General features: G+C 61.9%; 21 protein-coding genes. 8 read left to right on the forward strand and 13 right to left on the reverse strand.

The window, feature by feature from the left end; all coding sequences use genetic code 11:
- The first annotated feature begins 47 nt into the window (after positions 1-47).
- The gene (locus ACUN0G_RS02260) at positions 48-911 is read left to right on the forward strand and encodes an alpha/beta hydrolase (protein ID WP_445572598.1); all 864 of its coding nucleotides are present in this window, start codon (positions 48-50) and stop codon (positions 909-911) included.
- Here ACUN0G_RS02260 and ACUN0G_RS02265 read toward each other — a convergent pair.
- The 3 genes from ACUN0G_RS02265 to ACUN0G_RS02275 all read right to left on the reverse strand — a co-directional run bounded on the left by ACUN0G_RS02265 (position 895) and on the right by ACUN0G_RS02275 (position 3,296).
- Complete coding sequence (locus ACUN0G_RS02265; RefSeq protein ID WP_177041421.1) at positions 895-2,241, reverse strand: MATE family efflux transporter; 1,347 nt, start codon at positions 2,239-2,241, stop codon at positions 895-897. The genes ACUN0G_RS02260 and ACUN0G_RS02265 overlap by 17 nt on opposite strands.
- Positions 2,242-2,405: 164 nt before the next feature.
- Positions 2,406-2,708 (reverse strand): DUF6124 family protein, encoded by a 303-nt coding sequence (locus ACUN0G_RS02270; RefSeq protein WP_023659366.1) that lies wholly within the window; start codon positions 2,706-2,708, stop codon positions 2,406-2,408.
- Positions 2,709-3,002: 294 nt separating this feature from the next.
- A complete protein-coding gene (locus tag ACUN0G_RS02275; protein ID WP_076017968.1) occupies positions 3,003-3,296 on the reverse strand; it encodes a hypothetical protein in 294 nt (97 codons plus the stop codon).
- Between the two features lie 153 nt (positions 3,297-3,449).
- On the opposite strand from ACUN0G_RS02275, the gene ACUN0G_RS02280 reads away from it, so the two are divergent.
- From ACUN0G_RS02280 to ACUN0G_RS02300, 5 genes are all read left to right on the forward strand, one after another.
- Complete coding sequence (locus tag ACUN0G_RS02280) at positions 3,450-3,755, forward strand: MazG-like family protein (protein WP_008439012.1); 306 nt, start codon at positions 3,450-3,452, stop codon at positions 3,753-3,755.
- On the forward strand, positions 3,752-4,501 hold the full coding sequence (locus tag ACUN0G_RS02285; protein WP_076017967.1) for a methyltransferase domain-containing protein: 750 nt from the start codon (positions 3,752-3,754) through the stop codon (positions 4,499-4,501). Before ACUN0G_RS02280 ends, ACUN0G_RS02285 begins: the two co-directional genes overlap by 4 nt.
- A 24-nt stretch (positions 4,502-4,525) precedes the next feature.
- A complete protein-coding gene (locus ACUN0G_RS02290) occupies positions 4,526-5,131 on the forward strand; it encodes a DUF4136 domain-containing protein (protein ID WP_258343525.1) in 606 nt (201 codons plus the stop codon).
- Positions 5,132-5,175: 44 nt separating this feature from the next.
- Positions 5,176-5,733, forward strand: a complete 558-nt coding sequence (locus ACUN0G_RS02295; RefSeq protein WP_003212927.1) for a DUF4136 domain-containing protein — start codon at positions 5,176-5,178, stop codon at positions 5,731-5,733.
- A 129-nt stretch (positions 5,734-5,862) separates the two neighbouring features.
- The gene (locus ACUN0G_RS02300; RefSeq protein ID WP_445572599.1) at positions 5,863-7,869 is read left to right on the forward strand and encodes a pilus assembly protein TadG-related protein; all 2,007 of its coding nucleotides are present in this window, start codon (positions 5,863-5,865) and stop codon (positions 7,867-7,869) included.
- Here the strand turns inward: ACUN0G_RS02300 and ACUN0G_RS02305 are convergent.
- Positions 7,866-10,616: a PAS domain-containing protein gene (locus tag ACUN0G_RS02305; RefSeq protein WP_445572600.1), complete on the reverse strand. Its 2,751-nt coding sequence runs from the start codon at positions 10,614-10,616 to the stop codon at positions 7,866-7,868. The genes ACUN0G_RS02300 and ACUN0G_RS02305 overlap by 4 nt on opposite strands.
- Complete coding sequence (locus tag ACUN0G_RS02310; protein ID WP_445572601.1) at positions 10,613-11,053, reverse strand: TadE/TadG family type IV pilus assembly protein; 441 nt, start codon at positions 11,051-11,053, stop codon at positions 10,613-10,615. Before ACUN0G_RS02310 ends, ACUN0G_RS02305 begins: the two co-directional genes overlap by 4 nt.
- 72 nt (positions 11,054-11,125) lie before the next feature.
- On the opposite strand from ACUN0G_RS02310, the gene ACUN0G_RS02315 reads away from it, so the two are divergent.
- Entirely contained in the window at positions 11,126-11,611 is a 486-nt protein-coding gene (locus ACUN0G_RS02315; protein ID WP_258343530.1) for a prepilin peptidase, read from the forward strand.
- Positions 11,612-11,724: 113 nt separating this feature from the next.
- Positions 11,725-12,513: a response regulator transcription factor gene (locus ACUN0G_RS02320; RefSeq protein ID WP_258343531.1), complete on the forward strand. Its 789-nt coding sequence runs from the start codon at positions 11,725-11,727 to the stop codon at positions 12,511-12,513.
- On the opposite strand, the gene ACUN0G_RS02325 is transcribed toward ACUN0G_RS02320, so the two are convergent.
- Genes ACUN0G_RS02325 through cpaB form a run of 8 tightly spaced genes read right to left on the reverse strand, consistent with a single transcriptional unit; the run spans position 12,510 to position 19,943 of the window.
- A complete protein-coding gene (locus tag ACUN0G_RS02325; RefSeq protein WP_421525298.1) occupies positions 12,510-12,785 on the reverse strand; it encodes a DUF3613 domain-containing protein in 276 nt (91 codons plus the stop codon). The genes ACUN0G_RS02320 and ACUN0G_RS02325 overlap by 4 nt on opposite strands.
- Before the next feature lie 21 nt (positions 12,786-12,806).
- On the reverse strand, positions 12,807-13,529 hold the full coding sequence (locus ACUN0G_RS02330) for a tetratricopeptide repeat protein (protein WP_445572602.1): 723 nt from the start codon (positions 13,527-13,529) through the stop codon (positions 12,807-12,809).
- A gap of 11 nt (positions 13,530-13,540) precedes the next feature.
- Positions 13,541-14,425, reverse strand: coding sequence for a type II secretion system F family protein (locus ACUN0G_RS02335; RefSeq protein WP_445572603.1), 885 nt, complete (start codon positions 14,423-14,425; stop codon positions 13,541-13,543).
- Position 14,426: 1 nt separating this feature from the next.
- Positions 14,427-15,311, reverse strand: coding sequence for a type II secretion system F family protein (locus ACUN0G_RS02340; RefSeq protein ID WP_421552404.1), 885 nt, complete (start codon positions 15,309-15,311; stop codon positions 14,427-14,429).
- A 12-nt stretch (positions 15,312-15,323) separates the two neighbouring features.
- Positions 15,324-16,589, reverse strand: a complete 1,266-nt coding sequence (locus ACUN0G_RS02345) for a CpaF family protein (protein WP_258343539.1) — start codon at positions 16,587-16,589, stop codon at positions 15,324-15,326.
- Positions 16,586-17,776, reverse strand: a complete 1,191-nt coding sequence (locus ACUN0G_RS02350) for a pilus assembly protein (protein WP_445572604.1) — start codon at positions 17,774-17,776, stop codon at positions 16,586-16,588. Before ACUN0G_RS02350 ends, ACUN0G_RS02345 begins: the two co-directional genes overlap by 4 nt.
- Positions 17,773-18,975, reverse strand: a complete 1,203-nt coding sequence (locus ACUN0G_RS02355; RefSeq protein ID WP_445572605.1) for a type II and III secretion system protein family protein — start codon at positions 18,973-18,975, stop codon at positions 17,773-17,775. The genes ACUN0G_RS02350 and ACUN0G_RS02355 overlap by 4 nt, the downstream gene beginning before the upstream one ends.
- A gap of 20 nt (positions 18,976-18,995) precedes the next feature.
- Positions 18,996-19,943 carry a Flp pilus assembly protein CpaB gene (gene cpaB / locus ACUN0G_RS02360; protein WP_258343543.1) on the reverse strand — a complete coding sequence of 316 codons (948 nt, stop codon included), beginning with the start codon at positions 19,941-19,943 and terminating at the stop codon, positions 18,996-18,998.
- Positions 19,944-19,956 lie beyond the last annotated feature (13 nt).

Genomic DNA, 19,956 nt, shown 5'->3' on the forward strand with positions numbered 1-19,956 from the left:
ACATTTGATCAGCGTTTTGGCAGTACCCTCCTTATAGGGCCTGAACGATGTCGAGCAAACTCCTGCAAGTGTTCACCCTGGCCATCGCGACGCTGCTCGCAGCCTGCTCCCCGATCAAAGTGCTCAACGCACTCACCCCCACCAGCACCTTCACCAAAACATCTTCCATCGCCTACGGCGATGACCCCCGCCAGAAACTCGATATCTACCGCCCCGTCACCGCTGTGCCCGACGCGCCCGTCGTGGTGTTTTTCTATGGCGGCAGCTGGAACAGCGGTTCCAAGGATGACTACGGGTTTGTCGGCGAAGCATTGGCCTCCCGTGGAATCGTGGTGGTGATCGCCGATTACCGGCTATACCCGCAAGTGCGTTATCCACTGTTTTTGCAGGACGGCGCCCAAGCGGTGGCCTGGGCGCATCAGCACAGTGCCGAGTACGGCGGCGATCCCCGCAAGCTGTATGTGATGGGCCACAGCTCCGGTGCCTATAACGCGGCAATGCTGGCGCTGGACCCGCAGTGGCTGGCCGGGGTCGGCCTGTCGCCGTCAATCTTCAAAGGCTGGATCGGCCTCGCCGGGCCGTATGATTTCCTGCCGATTGAAAACCGTGATGTGCGCCCGGTGTTCTTCTACCCGGATTCGCCGCCCGATTCCCAACCCGTCAACCACGTCAGCCATGACGCGCCGCCGAGCCTGTTGATTGCCTCGGTGGACGACAACCTGGTCAACCCCAAGCGCAATACTGGCGGGTTGGCGAACAAGCTGCGGGCGGCGGGCGTGCCGGTGGAGGAGTTCTACTTCACCAAGACCAGCCACGCCACATTGGTGGCGTCCATGTCCCGGCCGCTGCGCTGGCTGGCGCCCGTGTTGGACCGGGTCACGGCATTTATCACGTTCACGCCGGGCCAGTAAGCCAGCGGTCCTGCTTGTTCAGGCGCCAGGCAATTGCCCACAGCGTGAGGCTGCGCAGGGCCATGAACAGCAGGAAGGTTATCCACAAGCCGTGATTGCCAAGGCCCTGCAAGGCCCAGGCGAAGGGCAGCACAATCACCACCGTCAGCAGCATGCCGTTGCGCATTTCCCGGGCGCGGGTGGCGCCGATGAACAGGCCGTCCAGCAGGTAGCTCCACACGGCGATCAACGGCAGCACGGCGAGGTAGGGCAGGTAGATGTCGGCGGTTTCGCGCACGCTCGGGATGTCGGTTTGCATGGCGATAAACAGGTGGCCGAACACGGCGAACAGGATCGCGAAACCGACGCTGGCCAGCAGCGACCAACCACAGGCCACCACCAGCGAACGGCGCAGGGCCTGGCGGTCGTGGGCGCCAATGGCGTGGCCGCATAACGCCTCCACCGCGTGGGCCAATCCGTCCAGGGCGTGAGCCGTCAGCAACAAACCGTTAAGCAGCAGCGCGTTCGCCGCCACCGTCGCATCACCCAAGCGAGCGCCTTGCACGGTAATCATGAAAAACACCGATTGCAGGGCCAGGCTGCGGATGAAGATATCGCGGTTCACCGCCAGCAGCGGGCGCCAGCTTTGCCACAGTTTGAGCGCGGCCCAGGCGATATGGCCGGGGTAGGCCCGCAGGGCTTTTTGGGTGAGGGCCAGGCCGAGGAGGGCGCCGGTCCATTCGGCGATCACCGAGGCGCGGGCCGAGCCGACCACGCCCCAATCCAGGCCCAGCACGAACCACAGGTTGAGGGCGATGTTGACGAGGTTGGTGGTCAGCAGAATCGCCAGCGGTGCGCGGGCGTTCTGAGTGCCGAGGAACCAGCCCACCAGCGCGTAGCTGGCCAGGGCGGCGGGCAGGCCGAAGAGGCGGGTGTGGAAGAATTCGCGGGTCAGCTGGTTCAGCTCGGGGGAGGGCTGCATCCAGTCCAGCACCAGGCCGCTTAATGGGATGCCGATGCTGCCGAGCAACATCGCCAGGCCCAGCGCCAGCAGTAGTCCTTGCAACAGAATCTGCCGCAGCGCGGCCCCATCACCGCGCCCGGCAGCCTGGGCGGCAAACCCGGTGGAGCCCATACGCAGGAAGCCCATGGCCCAGGCGAGGAAGGTGTACAGGCTGGCGCCAACGGCCACGGCGCCGAGTTGGTGGGCGTGGGGCAGGTGGCCGATGACCATGCTGTCCACCAGCGCCACCAGCGGCACGGAGATGTTCGACAAAATCATCGGCGCGGCGAGGGCCCACACGCGGCGGTGGGTGGGGCGGTCGCGCCAGTCGGTTAGCAGGGAAGTCATGCGGGCTCCTTTGGGGAGCGGTAGTGTAACTGTCCATTAGCTGCGCCGCAGGGCCAATGTGGGAGCGGGCTTGCTCGCGAAAGCGGTGTGTCAGTCGCCGGATGTATTGGCTGATCCACCGCCTTCGCGAGCAAGCCCGCTCCCACAGTTTTGACCGCGTAGTGTCAGGTTTTGCGGGGGTGCAGGCATTCGATGGAGCGGTCGACGGTGGTCTTGGCAATTTCCAGCAAGTGCCAAACCGCCAGGATCTTCGCTCGCTGTGGACTCTCCAGCAGCTCGCCGCAATCAAGCGCAGTCGCCGAGGCGCTGCTCAGCAGGCTGGCGGTGTAGAGCAGGGAATCTTCGAAGCTCAGGTCTTCGTTGATGGTGTGGAAGCCTTGGGATGGCAGGTAATGTTCGAGGGCGCGATTGAAAGCGGCGCGGTCGTTGAGGAGGTCGCTGGGTGGGTCGGGAACAAGCTTGTGCATGGTGTAACTCCACTAGTAGGTAAGGAGCTGACACCCGCGCGACTAAACGAGGGTGGCGGCTGTACGCAGGTTAGTCGACCGGCTAGTGGAACCCGGCGCACCCGAAGGTGCCCTGCGCACAGCCGCCATGAAGCATGGCGACAACTTGCGCTCACTAATTCCGGGCGACTAAACCCGATCACTGATATGCAGTGAAGGAGCGAAGACTAGCCACCGGTCCTGGCAGGCACAAGGTCGAAAGATTGTCTCGGAAACGTCCCTCAAATTAAAGGGATTTACCCTGCTGGCCCTTTATTAACGCACCACCCAGCTCAACAGCCACAACCCCAGCATCAACCAGATAATCCCCATGATGATCGACGCCCGCATAAATGCGCGCACCGCCGAGTACAGCAGCATCAGGCCGATGATCAGGGTGAGGATGCTGATGATCGAGGTGTCCATGCCCAGCGTGCGCGACAGCCCATCGATAAAATTCCCGCCCGCGTGGGTCAGCGCATTGAACAATCCACTGAGCCCGTCGACGATAAAGCGGATGACGGAACCGAGCGCCTGGCCCAGCCATTCGAAAAAGCTTTCTACCTGCATGTGTGTGTCCTGATGAAAAGGTGGGCGTAGCTGAGGCTTTGGTCGTTATTACCTGACCCTAGTTCCCTTCTAGCATAGAGGTTTACGCGTTACAGGGATTCACTTGCCTTCGCGCGGCTTGCGCCCGAAGCTATACACCTTCAGGAGCGCCCCATGAATCTCGACCACCTCACCGAACGCCTGCACCGCATCCGCGATACCAACGACTGGAAGCAGTTCCACAGCCCCAAGAACCTGGCGATGGCTGCCAGCGTCGAAATGGCCGAGCTGGTGGAGATTTTCCAATGGTTGAGCGAAGACCAGTCGCGCGAGTTACCCGCCGACAAACTCGCCCATGCCGGCCAGGAAGTGGGTGACATTGTGCTGTATCTGCTGCTGTTGTGCAGCGAATTGGGGTTGGACATGGATCAGGTGGTACAGGCCAAGCTGGCCGACAGCGAACGGCGGTTTGCCAAATGAGCGACCGTCATTTCGACCAGTTGGCCACCCGTTTCGCCGAGAAGATCTACGGCGGTGCCAAGGGCGCGATTCGCCTGGCGGTGCTGCAAGCCGATCTGATTGAAGCGTTGCCGGATCGCCCGCTGCGGGTGCTGGATATCGGCGCAGGGCTGGGGCATATGTCGCTGTGGCTGGCCGAGCGCGGCCACGACGTAACCCTGGCCGAACCCGCCGAGCCGATGCTCGAAGGCGCCCGCCAGCGTTTCGCCGAAGCGGGGCAGACCGCCACCTTCATTCAAGCACCCTGGCAGGACCTGCTGGGCCAACTCACCGAGCCCTACGACCTGGTGCTGTGCCACGCCGTGCTGGAATGGCTGGCCGAACCCCATGCGATTCTGCCAGTGCTGCACCAGTTGACCGCGCCCGGTGGCTGGCTGTCGCTGGCCTTCTATAACCGCGATGCCTTGATTTACCGCAACCTGCTCAAAGGCCACTTCCGCAAAATGCGCAAGAACGACATGGCCGGCGAAAAGCAGAGCCTCACGCCACAACAGCCCCTCGATCCACGGGAATTGGCGACGCAACTAGAGGGCCTGTGGCAGGTCGAAACCCAAAGTGGCGTGCGGGTGTTCCACGACTATATGCCGGTGGAATTCCAGGCCCGCGCCGAGTTGCAGGATTTGTTGGAGATGGAGCTCGCACACCGTCGTCACCCAAGCTTTGCCGGACTTGGGCGTTATTTGCACTGGATCTGCCGTCCGGTTTAAGCGGCCCAGTCTGCGGAGGTCGAAATGAAGCGCTGTCTTGGACTGATCCTGCTGGGCCTGGGCCTGGCGGGTTGCCAGAGCAACAACCCGTATGTGGCGGCATCCGCCCCGATGCCGCCGGCGCCCGCCCAGGCGGCCAACACCTTTGATGCCAGCGCCTACCCGGCGCCGGTGCGCGACTATGGCGCCTACCGCAGTTGGGCCTGGCTCAACAACCAACTGCCGGCGGGCTCGGCCTGGGCCGATTCGGCGCAGATTGCCGAGGCCGTCAGCGGCGCCCTCGACCAGCGCGGCCTGCGGCCCTTGCATGACAACCGCACCCCCGACCTGCTGGTAAGCGCCGATGTGCGCCTGGAAAAACGCCTGCGCCAGGTCCAGGACGACTATGGCTACGGTTACGGCGGCTATAACCGCTACGGCAACGGCTACGGCATGTACAACAGTGTGCCGGTGGTACGCACTTATGAAGTGACGGTGGCCGTGGCGCGCATCAGCCTGTTCGACGCGCGCACCCGCCAGCCGGTATGGAGCACCAGCGCCGAAACCACGAGCCAGGGCAGCCTCAGCGAACGCGCCGACTCCCTGCGTGAGGCGATGCAAAAGGCAATGACTGCCTACCCACCCAGTTAGCAGCTATTCTCATCTCAGGCCGGATCGTCTTTTGGAGAACAACCATGCTTCGTCGTATTGCTGCACTTGCTGTTGTTGTGTTGCTGGGGGGGTGCCAGACCAGCCAGGTCAACCATGATTTCGACGCCAGCCGGGACTTTGGCGCGTACCGCAGCTGGAGCTGGAAAGAGCCGGCGTTGCAATACCGCCCGGATGACCCGCGGATCAAGAGTGACCTCACTGAGCAGCGCATCCGCCAGGCCGTGGGCGAGCAGCTCGACCAGCGTGGCCTGCGCCCTGCGGCGCCGGGTACCAAGGCTGACCTGAATGTGCAGACCTACCTGATCGTCGAAGACCGCCAGCAACAAGTCACCACCAACTACGGCGGCGCCTGGGGCGGCCCGTGGAATGGTTACTGGGGCGCGCCGATGTACAACGAAACCCGCAACATCACCTACAAGGTGGCCACCATCCAGATTGATCTGCTGGACGGCAAGGACGGCAAACTCGTGTGGCGCGGCAGCGATGAGCAAATCCTCGCCAGTTCCCCCGAGCCACAAGACCGCAGCGCAGCTATTCGCGCGACGGTGACGAAGGTGCTGTCCAACTACCCGCCGCATTGATTCGTTAATCCGCCCTCCGCCAGTCGCCTGCCCATGGCGACTGGCCTGCAGCCCCCGCCGCTGTTGTCTACACTCCCAAGCAACACAGGAGAGTAAGCGCTCGGCAGTGTGCCGGCAAAGGAGTGCTCGATGTCTCCCCGACTTCGTTCCGGCCGCCTGGCCGGGCATGCAAGGCAGCGTGGTGCGATTGGGCTGATGGCGGCCCTGACCCTGGGCATGGCGCTGGTGTTTCTGTTGGTGGTCATCGACAGCAGCCGGCTGTATCTGGAAAAGCGCAAGTTGCAGTCCATCGCGGATACGGCGGCGCTGGAGTCGGCCAATCGCGGCGGGCAATGTGCGACCGGTACCACCGCCAACGATTACGCCACTCAGAACGCGACACGTAATGGCTTCACGGTTGTCGCGAACACCCGTGCACTCACCGTCACCTGCGGCACCCTGGTGACCAATGCGAGCAATCTTCGGGTATTCAGCGCCGACGCCACGAAAAATGAGGCGATCCAGGTGGTGGCTTCCGAGACCGTGACGACCAGCGTCGCCGGCGGCCTATGGAACCTGCTCAACGGCGTACCCATGGCGACACAGACGACCGTCAGCGCGACGGCCGTTGCGGCATTGGGGCCACCACTGGCGGCATTGACCATTCGCAGCACGGCCCTGGTCGTGGATTCGACCAACGCGCCAATGCTTAACGGCCTGACCGGCGGCTTGTTGGGCGGTGCGTTGAACATTTCGGTAGCGGGCTGGAACGGTCTGATCAACACCAATATCTCGCTGCTGAGTTACCTGGACCAGTTGAAGCTTGACCTGGGACTGACCGCCGGCGGCTATACCGAAGTGTTGGGTAACACGATCTCGGTTGGCCAGTTGATTCAATCGGCAATCAATGTGCTGGACCCCACCCATACGTTGACGGGCACCGCGACCATCGTCAGCCTGCAAGCCCTGAAAATAGCGGCGGGGGCGACCCAAGTGGTGCTGGGCAATGTCCTGTCGATCGAGAGTGGCAGCAATGTCGCCGCCCTGGCGGTCAACATGCGGGTGTTTGACCTGATTCAAGGTTTCGTACAACTGGCCAACAAGAAAAACGGCCTGGTGGCCAGTTTTCCCATCAACCTGCCCGGGGTTGCGCAAATCACTGCCAGTGTTCAGGTGTTACAGCCGCCGCAAATGTCGGCCATCGGTAACCCGGCCCGCGCTACGGCAGCGGGGCAAGACACTCGCTTCGGCCCGAACCGGATTTACGTACAAACCGGCCAGTTACGCACGAAGCTGTCGGTTAATTTGCCGGTACTCAATACGGTCTCTACCCTCACAAACGCAGTCACCGGGCTGGTTTCGCCGTTGCTGGGCACCCTCACGGCGTTACTCAATCTCAACTTGGTTGGCGTCATCAACTCGTTGACTTGCGCGGTCTCGTGCACGTCCCCGTTTATTCAAGTGTTGCCGCCACCGGTGGGTATCGATATCGAGCTGGATGCCGCCAGTGCCAGCAGTTGGGTCACGGGCTACACGTGCCCCAGCCCTACCAATAAAAGCCTGACCACTGCCACTAATACCTCCTTGGTGAACCTGAGGATGGGCAAGATTGACTCCAGCAGCGTTTTTGGCCCCGGCCCCACGCCCCCCACGGTGGTGGTGGCGCCCTTGAAGGTCGTGGATATTGGCACCCGCACCTGCACGTTGATCGTGTTTTGTTCAAACACGCCTTCGGTCGGTGGCGGTTTGGGGTTGTCGGCCAATATTCAGGTAGGCGGTGCCTCCGGCGTTCCTCACACCTACACGTCGCCCAATTTGCCGGAGATCTCGCAGCCGCCGTATTACTACAGCTACAGCACCACCAATATTGTCAGTGGCTTGACGGACCCGGTAAATGGACTGGTGCCGGGGCTTAACCTGAACATGTACGGGCCGACTCCCGGTAACGAGAATCTGTTGGGCAACGTGATCGGGGGGCTTGGGTCAATTTTGAGTGGTGTTACCACTGCGCTGCTCAATGTGCTGAATGCAACGTTGATACCCCTGCTTAACTCGGTGGTAAACACACTCTTGCTGGGGCTGGGAATCGACCTCAACCAGGTCGGGGTGGGCGCCAACCTCAGCTGCCACTCAGGCCAGGCTTACCTCGTGATCTAGGCCTCGCTCACCAGCGGCAACTCCACACAAAACTTCGCCCCATGTTCACTGTTGGCGACGCTCAACCGGCCGCCCATGTTTTCGACAATGCCGTAGCTCACCGACAATCCCAGGCCGGTGCCCACGCCAATCGGCTTGGTGGTGAAAAACGGTTCGAAAATCCGCTCCAGCAAGCGCGGGTCGATCCCGCCGCCGTTGTCTTCCACCCAGATGCGTACGTGGCGGCTGTCGTGCTCGATCTGCACCGAGATCCACGGCTGCAGGTCGTGGTTGTGCTCGCGTTTGCTCAGCAGGGCATCGCGGGCGTTGACCATCAGGTTGATCAGCACCTGTTCCAGCTGGTCGACGTAGCCTTTGACTTGCACCGTAACGTCCAGCGGCGCAATACGCAGGTCCACGCCTTTGCCGCGCATGCCCTCACTGAGCAACGACAAGGTGCCTTCCACGGCCTGCGCCGGGTTGAAGGGCTGCTGTTCGACTTCCGAACGGCGGCCGAACACGCGCATATGGTCCACCACGCGGGCCGCCCGCTGGACCTGGGAGTCGATGCGCTGGAGTTTTTCCGTCAGGTAGTCGATCTGTGCATCACCGTTGCTCAAGCGCTTGAGCACGTTGACGATGGCCATGCGCATCACATTCAACGGCTGGTTGATCTCGTGAGCCAGGCCGGTGGCCATTTCGCCGAGGGTGGCCATTTTGGCGCTTTGGGTCAGTTGCTGCTGGGAGCGGCGCACTTCGGTGTTGTCCCGGCCTACGGCTTGCACTTCCTGTAACTGGCCCTGTTCGTCGAACACGCCCCGGTCCGACCACACCCACCAGGCATGGGTACGCCCCGGCAGTTGCAGGCTGATTTCGGAAGTGCTCACGGGGAACTCCGGGGTCAGTTGCTGGATGCGCTGCACAAATGCCTCGCGCTGTTCTTCGGACAACCACTGGCTGAGGTTCATCCCCGGCAGGTGTTCAGGCCGGCATTCCATGTAGTTGGCCAGGGGCGTATTGCCGAAGGTCAGGGTCAGGTCCGGACGGTAGCGACAGATCATGGCCGGGGAGTCCTCCACCAGGATCCGGTAGCGTTCCTCGCTGTCCTTGACCCGTTGCGCCGCCAGCGTCGACTCAGTGACGTCGAGCCACAGGCCCACGGCTTCCACGGGCAACCCCAGGTCGTCGCGCAGCAGCCGGGCTTCATCCAGCAGCCAGTGGTAGTTGCCTTGTCTGTCGAGCACCCGGTAACGGCAGCTCACGTGGCCTTCGCGCAGCAGGTGGCGGGTACGGTCGAAGTAGAGGTCGCGGTCTTCGGGGTGGATCCATTGGTTGAGGGACGCGGGGGTGAAGTCGGCCAGCGTACGGCCGAGCAACGGCAGCAGGCTGTCGCTGAAGAACACGGGTTGCAGGGTGCCCTCGACGTAACGCTGTACATAGATCACGGCAGGGGAACTGGCGATCAGGTTGTCCAGTCGTGCGTGGGCGGCGGCGGCCTGTTGTTCCTGGTTTTTTATGTCGCTGATGTCGAGCATGAAGCCCACCAGTCGACTCTGCTCCCCCGAGCCCAGCGCTTGCCCCTGTACGCGATACCAGATGGGATTTTGCGCCGGGTCGGCACGTTGCAGGCGAACGCTGCTCGAGAGCGGCTTGCCCAGGGTCTTGAGGTCTTGCAGGCGGCTGGCGAGTTCTTCCCGGTCGGCGGGGTGAATCAGCTTGAGCCACATCGGCAGCGATAGCCGTGTGGTGACCTCGCCTTGGCTCAGGGTATGCAGCAGTTGAGGGGCTAGCTCAATCTCTTCGCTGTGTGGAGGCAGCTCCCACCAGCCGGTGCCGAGCAGTCCTTGCAGTGCTTCAAGGCGATCCAGTTGCTGCTGATGACGCTGTTCGCGCAGGCGGCCCAGCAGCGGCGCGGCGAGGGCGGCGGTCAGTTGTAACCAGTCACGGTCGCTGTTGGGTTCCTGGCGGCTATAAAAACCGCACAGCAGCCAGGCTCCTACGCCATGGCCGTCCCGGTAAGGCACCAGAAAACCATCCGCATTGCCAAATAGCCCTTGCAGCCTTGGATGATCGCTATGGCCCCGGTTTACGTTGAGACTCACCGGGGCCGTACCGCCCAGGCTGTCGAGGCTGGTGCCCAGAGCCTGGCCTTGGCTCCAGAGCGCCGGTGCGTCGTGTGACGCGTAGTGGCCTTGAATCCTCCAGCCCTGGTCCTGCTCATCCAGCACCGCGATTGCGACACAGGGGACGTGCCAGGACTGAGCGATGGTTTGCAGCACGTCACCGAGCACCTCAGGCAGGCGCGTCAGGCTGCATACCCGCAGTTGCTCGCTGATCTGATCGCTTATCCGCTGATGATGTTCGCGCGCGAGTGTGAGGTGGCGCTGGTCAACCAGGTCACCGATGTCCAGCAATTGCAGAAGCCAGCCTTTGCCCTCGGGTTGAATCCAGCCACGGGTATGCAAGACCTGGCCGGCGAGCCCCTTGAAGTCCAGGTCCAGGCTTTGCCCCTGCCAGTCGCCGGGGGCGCCTTCGATCGCCAGGGCGCTCTTTGCACACAGGTAGTCCAACAGGGGTGGCGGCTGTTGCTGTAGCGCTGGCGGGTGTTGCAGGCGATGTCGAAGGGCGCCGTGCACCTCCAGAACATGGCCTTGGGCGTCCAGGTACATCAGCAACGCGGCGTTCGTGGGCATCGTTGCCGGCGCGTCCGTCGCCAGATGATTGCTGCGCCCTAGCAGCCGCCCCAAGAGGTTGTCCCCGGATGTCAAAATTGCAGGCTCGATTGGGCAGAAAGCGTGGTGGGCAGGCTGGGCACCGTACCAATGCCGGGTAACACCAGAAACGGCAGCACGTTTTTGAGGTTCGCCGAGGGGTAGTTGATTTTCACCGTCAGCAAGCCGAGCGGGGTGTAGGTGGCCGTCACGTAGGAGGGCAGAAAATTGAACGAGGGGGGGATCCAGCCCAGTTGGGCCTGGGCCGCCGCGGTGGCACGGGCGGTAATCGCATCGGCGTAGTTGGCGGTGGAAGGGTCCAGCGCGACACTGCGCCTGACGCCCTCAGCGGCGGCCTGCGTGAAAGACTGCATCAGCAGCAACGGCAGGCTGTAGCTGACGAGGCCATAAAACACGCCAAAAAAAATCATGAAGACCATCGCGAACTCAAGCGCGGCGGCACCTTTTTGTTTTCCGGGGAGGCCATATTTCATGACTGCGTCTACCCTGACTGCTACTACCTGATATCAGCATAGAATCATTCCGCAAAAAGGGATTTTTTTTACGTGATTCAAAGCCTCGTCCTATTCATTTGGTTGGCGCTGTGCGCTGTGCAAGATATTCGTGTACGTCAGATCTCCAATCGCTTGACCCTCGGAGCTGGCCTGCTGGCGCTGGTTTATCTGCTCTGGAGTGGCACCACCTGGCTCGGCGCGCCGGCTGCCGAAGGCGGCTGGGCGTTTGCCCTGGCGCTGCTCTTTACCCTGCCAGGTTATGCACTGGGCCGCCTGGGGGCCGGTGACGTTAAGTTGATCGCGGCATTGGCGCTGGCGTCCAACCACCTCTACGTATTGGGCACCTTTATCGGCGCAGGCCTCGCCAGCGCGGCTTGGCTGCTGCTGGCCCCCAGGCTATGGCCGCTGATGAATCAGGGGCTTAGGAACACCTTGCAGTACCTGCATCCGACGCGCTCGGCCAAGCAGCCGTTCGTGCCGTTTTTATTGATCGGTTTCTGCCTGACCTGGATTTGGATCCCATTAGTCGCCAGGTAGGGTATCGCTATGTACATAGTAGGAAAGTACGTCTACGTTTATGGATAGGCTGTATAGGAAAGTCGTCGGAATGGATCGGTCGGTCTTTGGCTTGCCCAGGCATGGAGTAGCGCGTGAACAAGCTTATATCTGAAGTGAAAGTGCTCGTTGTCGATGATCAGCCCCTGATCGTGGAAGAGCTTTGCGAATTTCTTGAAAGCAGCGGTTACCGCTGTGTCCCTTGCAACTCCAGCCAGCAGGCTATCGAGCGTTTTCGTGACGATACCGAGATCGGCCTGGTGCTGTGCGATCTGCACATGCCGGAGATGGATGGCATCGAACTGGTCCAGGCTCTGCAACGCCTGGCCGGCAAGCAGCGGGTGTTTGAAGCCATCATGTTGACCGGGCGTGCCGACAAGCAGGACGTCATCAAGGCCCTGCGCGCCGGGATTGCCGATTACTACCAGAAGCCGATCAATTTGAGCGAGCTGCTTGAAGGGTTGCAACGCCAGGTCGTGGCGCTGCAAGACCGCCAGAAAAACCTCGACCTGGGGCATCTGAACCAGAAGCTGCAGTTTCTCTCGGCGTCCATCGACGATCTTTATCATGACCTCGACAAGGTGCGCAGCAGCCCGCAATCGACCCTGTCGAATGAAGCCGAGGGCGAAGTCAGCGAGACTGACAGTATTGAAATACCGGCGATCTTCAATCAGTTGTCCCCGCGCCAGTTGGACGTCGCAAGGTTGGTAGGCAAGGGCCAGACCAACTATCAGATTGCCTGTGAGCTGGGCATCACTGAAAACACCGTGAAACTCTACGTGTCTCAGGTGCTGCGCCTGACCCATATGCACAACCGCACCCAATTGGCGCTGGCGTTATCGCCGAGTAATTCGACGGCCCGCCAGCGCGTCACTGCTCACTAGTTGCTGTTGCCACCGGGGGTATTGCCGCCCTGTTTCTGGTCGAAATACTCGGGGATAGGATGCTTGTAACTTTCCAGTAAACGTTGCATGGCCTGCTCGCGTTCAGCGGGTGCGGCCTTTTGCGGGTGGGCGGATGCCCGTTCACCGCTGACTTGCATCTGCAGCCAGCCCTCGGTCTGTTGTTGATAGGGCGAAGAAGGCCCCGGTTCGATGGCCAGCGCGCTCAGTGGCAGGCCGGCTAACAGCAGGTTGGCGAGCAGTTTGAGTTTCATCTGGTTTACTCCCTGAAGGGCCTATTTGACCGGCGTCTGCGGAACGTCGCTGACGGCCGCGACCTGATCTTTTGCCGGTTTGGCCATTGATACGGGTGCCTTGAGTTGCTGTGCCCGCGCTTGGGCGTCAGTCACCTGTTCCGGGCTCAGGCCCATGCGGCTGACCAGTTGCGCCGCTTGCCCCCAGTTGTCCTGGTAGATCAGCAACGTCACCAGGTTGACCGCCGCCAGTTGATCACTTTGCTTGAGTTCGATAGCCGTGAGGAATTCAAAGCGCGCGTCTTCCAGGCGCAGTTGATTGAGGTACACAACGCCCAGGTCGTTGCGGATCTTTTCATCGGTGGGCGACAGCGTGGCCGCGCGTTGCAAGTGCGCCATGGCTTGACCGTTGTCACCCTTGGCCGCCGCCAGTTGGCCGAGGCCATGTTCACCTTCGGCGGCCATGCAGGTGCCGAGCAGGCTGCGGTACAGCGGTTCGGCTTCGCTGCGTCCCAGCAAGCGGTAAACCTTGGCTTTGCGCTGGCGTACCTGAGGCAGGGTTTCCGGCAGGTTTTGCAGGTTGGCCAGGCTGGCGTGGAGTTTGCCGTCGTTGGCCATTTCGTCGGCCAGGTTCAGTGACAGTTCCTGGTCGGCCCCGGGTTTGGCACAACTGCCGGGCGTACCCATTCCCGCCCACGGCATCTGCCCGTTAGTGGCGCAGCCGCCCAACAGCAACAGGCTGCACGCGATCATCAGTGTCTTCATGGCATGTCCTCTCAAGGCCCCATGGCCTTCGATATCGCGATAAAGCCGGGGCCGGCCAAAACGATCAGCAATGCCGGAAACAGGAAGACCATCATCACGACGGACATCTTGGCCGACATCTTGGAAATGTATTCCTGCATCCGGGTCAGGCGTCGGTCATCCAGCAACAGCTTGAGGGCCAGCAATGACTTCATTGCCCCGCCGCCCTGGTGCAGCAGTTGCTGGAGAATCGAACAGGTGTCGGTGAACTCGTCGACGCTCAACAGTTGGCTGGCTTTGCTCAGCTCCTCTCCCAACTCCAGGCCGGAGTCGACTCGAACCAGCACCAGGCGTAATTCTGCGGTGAGCACCGGCAGCAGCTTCTGCGCTTCATTGGTCATGACTCGCAGCGTCTGCTCCACTGCCATGCCCGACTCAAACAAAATGCGCAGCAGCGGAATAAAGGTCGACACTTCGCGCGCGATTTGTTCCTGCCGGCGTTTGGACAGGGATGCCAGAACCCGCTTGGGTATCAGGTAGCCGATGGCCAGGCCCAGGAACGGCGCGAGCCATTTCGGCTCGGCCTCGGGAAATAACAGGCTTTGCACCAGCAGGGTCAGGCCCAGCAACAGCAAGGGCGCGCCAACCTGGCAAGCAGCGAACATGGAGCGCTGGCTGGCCTTTCTCCAGCCGATGCGGTTGAGCAGGGTCTGGGTTTCGTTATCGAGGCTGATGGTGCGCTGGCCGAGTCGCGTGCTGCCCAGCTGACGCAACCACTGACCCAGGCGGTCCTCACGGCCGGTTTGGCCCTGTAGCCGCTGGGTAACCAGGCGGTCCTGGCGGCGCTGGCCCAACACGTTGGCGAGCACCAGCAACAGCGCAGCCAGAAACAGTAATGCACTGATCAGCAGGACCATGTCAGACGCTCCTCAGCATGCGCCACAGCGCCACGCAACCGATGATCTGCATGGCAAACGCGCCCAGCAGCATGTGCCGGCCACTGGTGTCTGCCCACATGCCTACCAGGTAGGTGGGGTTCGTCAGCAGGAAGTAACCGGCCACGCTGACCGGTAATAGCGCCAGCACCACAGCCGTGACGCGGGTTTCCCCGGTCATTGCCCGGAGTTGGCGAGCGCCTTGGTCCCGCTCGCGAATCATTTTGATCAGGTTTTCCAGCAACTCGCTCGCGTTGCCGCCATAGCGATGGTTGACCTTCAGGCCGATGGCAAACAGACGTAACTCATCCTGTTCGTAAAACTCGGCAAAATCCTCAGCGGCTTCGGGCAGGCTGACGCCCAGTTGAACGTTACGCTTGATCCGGCCCATGGACTTCTTCAGCGGGTCTTCGCTGGCATCGATACCGCCCAGCACCGCATCCGCCAGGGTGCGCCCTGACTTGAGGCTACGCACCGCGTGATCGAGCAGTTGCGGCAATTGCTCGATCATCCGGCGCAATCGCCGTTGATAGCGCAAAGCGATGTAAAGCCGCAGGGCCAGCGGCGGCACCACGAGCATCGCCAGCAAGCCGAGCCATTCGGCCGCAAGCACGCCCAGTAATACACCCACCGCCCATAGCGTCAGCCACAAACCGAGGCGTTCCGTCGGCCTGCCCAGGCCCGCGCGGATGAACGTACGCTCCAGTCGGGTGACCGCGCTTCTTTCGGCCGGGGCATGTGGCTGCCCTTCGGCCAAGCGCTCCAGCACCCGATCGGTCTGCGCCTTGCGCAAACCGCTGCGCATCAGGTGCAGTGCCAGCAGCAGTAGGCTCAGGGAAACGACCGCGAGCACAATCGGGAGGATCATCGCATTGGCCTCCTACAACGGCAGGTGGCTTTCACGGCGCAGCTTATCGCCGGCCGGGTTGAGCGCTTCGCGCAGGAAGCTGTTGCGCTTGTCGTGTCGAAACAGGGTGTTGGTGACATACACGTCATCGCGCACGCCCACCACTTCCACCACTTCGCTGACACAGCGACGGCCATCAGGCAGGCGCGTCAGTTGAATCACCACATCCAGGGCGGCGCAGATCATTTGGCGCAGGGTTTTTTCTGCCACCACTCGCCCGGTCAGGCCCACCAGGGTTTCCAGGCGCAGTAATGCGTCCTGGGCGTTGTTGGCGTGCACCGTACTCATCGAACCATCGTGGCCGGTGTTCATGGCGGTCAACACGTCGAGCACTTCGACACCGCGAATCTCGCCAAGGATGATCCGGTCGGGACGCATCCGCAGGGCGTTGCGAATCAGGTCGCTGGCTTTCACCTCACCATGGCCTTCGGCGTTGGGCGGGCGGGTTTCCAGGCGCACAACGTGGGGATGGCCCAGTTGCAGTTCGGCCACATCTTCGATGGTGACCAGCCGCTCATGGGGGTTGATCAACTGGCTGAGAATGTTGAGCAGTGTGGTTTTACCGGTGCCGGTACCGCCGCTGATGAGGATGTTGCAGCGCTTGCCGACGGCCTCCTGGAAGAACTCGAAGATCGATTGGTCGATGGTCTGCATCGCCACCAGGTCGCTGCTCTTGAGCATGTCCTTGCGAAACTTTCGAATCGACAGGCAAGGCCCGTCCAGCGCAATCGGTGGAATGATCGCATTGACCCGGCTGCCGTCGGGCAGGCGCGCATCGACCATTGGCGACGACTCGTCCAGGCGCCGACCCAATGGGGCGAGGATGCGTTGCATGACTCGCTCCACATGGTGGTCATCGATGAAACGCAAATCGCTCTGGTGCAGCAGGCCGTCGCGCTCGACAAATACCCGGTGCGGGCCGTTGACCAGAATCTCGGTAACGGAGGGGTCGCGCAGCAGGACCTCCAGCGGTCCGAAACCGGTCAGCTCATCGACGATTTCTTCGGCCAGGCGCTCCATTTCGTAGCGGGAAATCGCCAGGTGCATGCGCGTGATGTATTCGGCGACCTTGTCGATCACAAACTGGGCCAGGGATTGCCGGGTGCCTTCCAGCAGGTTTTTCCCCGACTCTTCGATGGCATCGATGATGTAACGGTGCAGCACCAGTTTCAGGCCATCGTGATCGGTATTGCCGACGCCGCCACGCCCGGGAACGCCGAACAGTTTTTCGCTGCTCATTTGGTCCCCAGTAGGCGGTTGAGCCAGTTGGTGGAGGGTTTTTCCAGGCCTTCGGAGCGCTTCGCCAGGCGCTCGCCCAGGGTGCGCAACGCTTGGGTCAGGGGCTCGCGCGGGGCCAGCGCAAACAGGGTCTGTGCCTGGTTCTTTGCGCTCAGGCGAATCTCCGGGCTCAGGGCCAGCACGGCGATGATCTCCAGCCCGAAGCTTTTGCTCAAAGCGTCGGCGTCGGGGGCGGCCCCTTTCAGGTATCGGTCCACCAGCAAGCGGGCGTGCTCCAGCTTCATGCCTTTTTCCCGCCACAGGTTCAGTACCGCCAGATTGCGACGGCAGTCGGGCACGCTCTGATCGGTACACCACAGCAGTTTGTCGCAATGGCTGACAAAGGTGCGTAACGCTTCACTGTCCGGCTGGCCGGTGAGGTTGACCACGATGTGCTGGAAATGCTGACGCAGGGCGCTGAGCAGCATGTACAGCTCTGCGGCACTGGTACGCTCCAGCGGCTCGTCGTTGTCGTGGTAAGCGAGGATGCGCAGGCCGGCTTCGGCTGCGGTGAAGGCGCTGTTGATCAGCGTTGCGTCCAGGCGCCGCAAGTGGCGCAGGGCGTCGCCGAAATGAAAAGAACTTTCCAGCCCCAGCAGGGCCAGGCTGTCGGCGCGAGGCAGGCCCAGGTCGAGCAATAATGTGTGTTGTCCGCTTTTTTGCACCACGAGCGCCAGGTGGCTGGCGATCAGCGCCCCGTCGGCGTTGCCCTGGGTACCGTAGAGCACGGTGAGGCCGCCCAGGTGGGTATTGGGGGCGACGGCCGGCAAGCGTTTACTCAAGCGGCGAACCAGGCCGGCGACCTCGCTGGAGCGTGAGCCATAAGCGACGAAATCCCGCGCACCGGCCCGCATCGCATTGAGTACCAGTTGATTGTCCATGCCGTCGCCCAAGGCAACGATCGCCAGCATCGGCTTGGCTTCCAGAGCGCCTTCGATCAAGGCACATTGGGTGGTCACGTGCTCGCGGTCGAGGCCGATAAACACCAGGTTGGCAAAGGTGACATCCACCAGCGCCAACAACTCGTCGAGGCTGCCACCGCCGGCGCCGACTACTTGCCCAAGGGGCGCGAGTGCACCCTGAAGCCATTCCAGATCCGTGGTATTGCGGGTGATTGCCAAAAAAGTCTGGCTCAGGCTTTCACTCATTGGGACAGTCCTGTGCGGCGGTCGAAATTACCGTTTTCCAGGAAGAACAGGCGGTACCAGTTCGGGTCGTAGCTGCGCAGTTTCTCTCCGGGCAAGGACGGCAGTTGGGCGTTCGCTGTCAGTGGCTGCACCAGGTGCGGGGTGACGATCATCAGCAGCTCTTTTTCTTCGCGGCTGATATTGGAATCCCGGAAGAACGCGCCGAGCACCGGGATGTCGCCAAGGCCGGGAAACTTGCTGATGGTGGAACGGTTATTGGTGCTGATCAGGCCACTGATGACGAAGCTTTCCCCATCGGCCAGGGACACGCTGGTGTCGGTGCGGCGCACGGTCAGTGCCGGCACGGAGATCCCTTCGATTTGCACGGCGTTGGAGTAGTCCAGTTCGCTGACTTCCGGCGCGACCTTGAGGGAGATGCGATTACGGTCGATGACAGTGGGGGTCAGCGTCAGGCGAATGCCAAACTCCTTGTACTCGATGGAGATGGTGTCGCTGCCGGTGCTGGGCACTGGGATGGGCACTTCACCACCGGCCAGGAATGTCGCGCTTTGCCCGCTCATGGCGACCAGGCTGGGGCGGGCCAGGGTATAGGCAAAGCCACTGCGTTCCAGAGCGTTGATCAGCGCCCCGAACCGGCCGCTGCCGAAGCCGATATTGAAGCTGCCGTTATCCAGCGGCAGGGTGCCTGCGCCCGTGCCGGGGCTGCCGAACAGGAAATTGCGCGTGCCGCCAAAGATCGAGGTGCTGGCCTCTTTGAGTTTGGTGCGGCTGACCTCGACAAAGCGGATATCGGTTTGCACCTGGCTGGGCAGTGTAGGGTCGTCGGAGGGCGACAGGGCCAGGCTGGTCAGTGCCGAGGTGGCCTTGCCTTGAACAAACACCATGCTCTGGCGCGGGCTTGTGGAACAACCGGTCCACACCATCAGGCTGGTCGCGCCGGGAGCCATGCCCGTGAGCAGGAACGATTGACTGCCGTTGACATGCACATCGGCAATCTTGGGGTCGCCAATGGCCAGGCGCGTGATCGCCACCGGAGACTGGATGGCCTGCTGGACGCCTTCACCGACCTCCAGCACCGCTGGCAATTGACCCAGGCTGGCACAGTTGCCCGGGGCTGCGAAGGCCAGCTCGACGGGCAGGCTCAGGGTGAAAATGGCCCAGAACACGCGTGGAAAAAACGGCACGGAACGACTGCTCATTCAAGGCATCCTTAGCTCTGTCAGGGCGTTTGTTGAGTAACCTGATTGCCGCGTATGACTTCGACCCCCGAGCGCCGTATCGCGCCACTCCCTGCCGATGGGTTGAAGCCGTTGATGGGGGCAGTACTGAGCGCCAGTTGATTGAACTGATAGAGATCGCGCTTGGCGTTGTCGAGGTTCGCCGCGGAATCACGTTCTCCGCTCCAGTAATGGCTCAGCAGTTGCTCGTCGGCACTGCGTACCGCCAGGCGCAGCACGCCGGATTGTGCGGCGAGCATCAGCCGACTCAGCAGTTGCTCCGGTACCGCCAGGGTCACGATGCGTGCGCTGGCGCGACTCTGTTGCTGCCTGAGCTTTTCTTCGTCATTGGCCGGCGGTGGCGAGCCGGGCTTGCCGTCGTTGGTCAGCCCCAGTTGGTCACCGATGCCCAGCAGGCGCAATGCGGGTATGACGACTTGGGCTGACGGTTGCGGGTTGCTGGATTCCTGGCGCAGAAACAGCAGGACGTCGACATAATCCCCTGGGCTCAGTTGACCGCCGGCACCGCTCACTTCATCCACGGCCACCGCGAGTGCGCGCTCGTCAGGACGAATCATCCGCGACAGGTTGCTGCCCGAGTTGAAGCTTTCCTCGGTCAACCAGGTGCCGGCCGTGAGTGGCCGCCACGGTTTTCTGCCCACGGCCTGATCGAATGAGGTCAGGCTGCCAGCGGGAGGCGTGCGCAGTTTTTCCAGCACCAGGTCGGCGTCTGTGAGTGCGACAAAGGCGGGTACATCGTGGGCCAGAACGACCACCGTCTGGCGCGTCTGGTCTTCAGCGGCAGCCATGGTTTGCACGACGGTCGAGGGTGGTTGGGCCACGGTGGGTGCGACAGGCGCGGGACGGCTCAGCACCAGGCCCCAATAGCCAGCAATGAGCGCACCTACTAATAGCAACCCGGCCAGGATCAAGCTGATGCGACTGTTCATGATGGCTCTCCCT

Source organism: Pseudomonas sp. 32A (genome assembly GCF_052682255.1).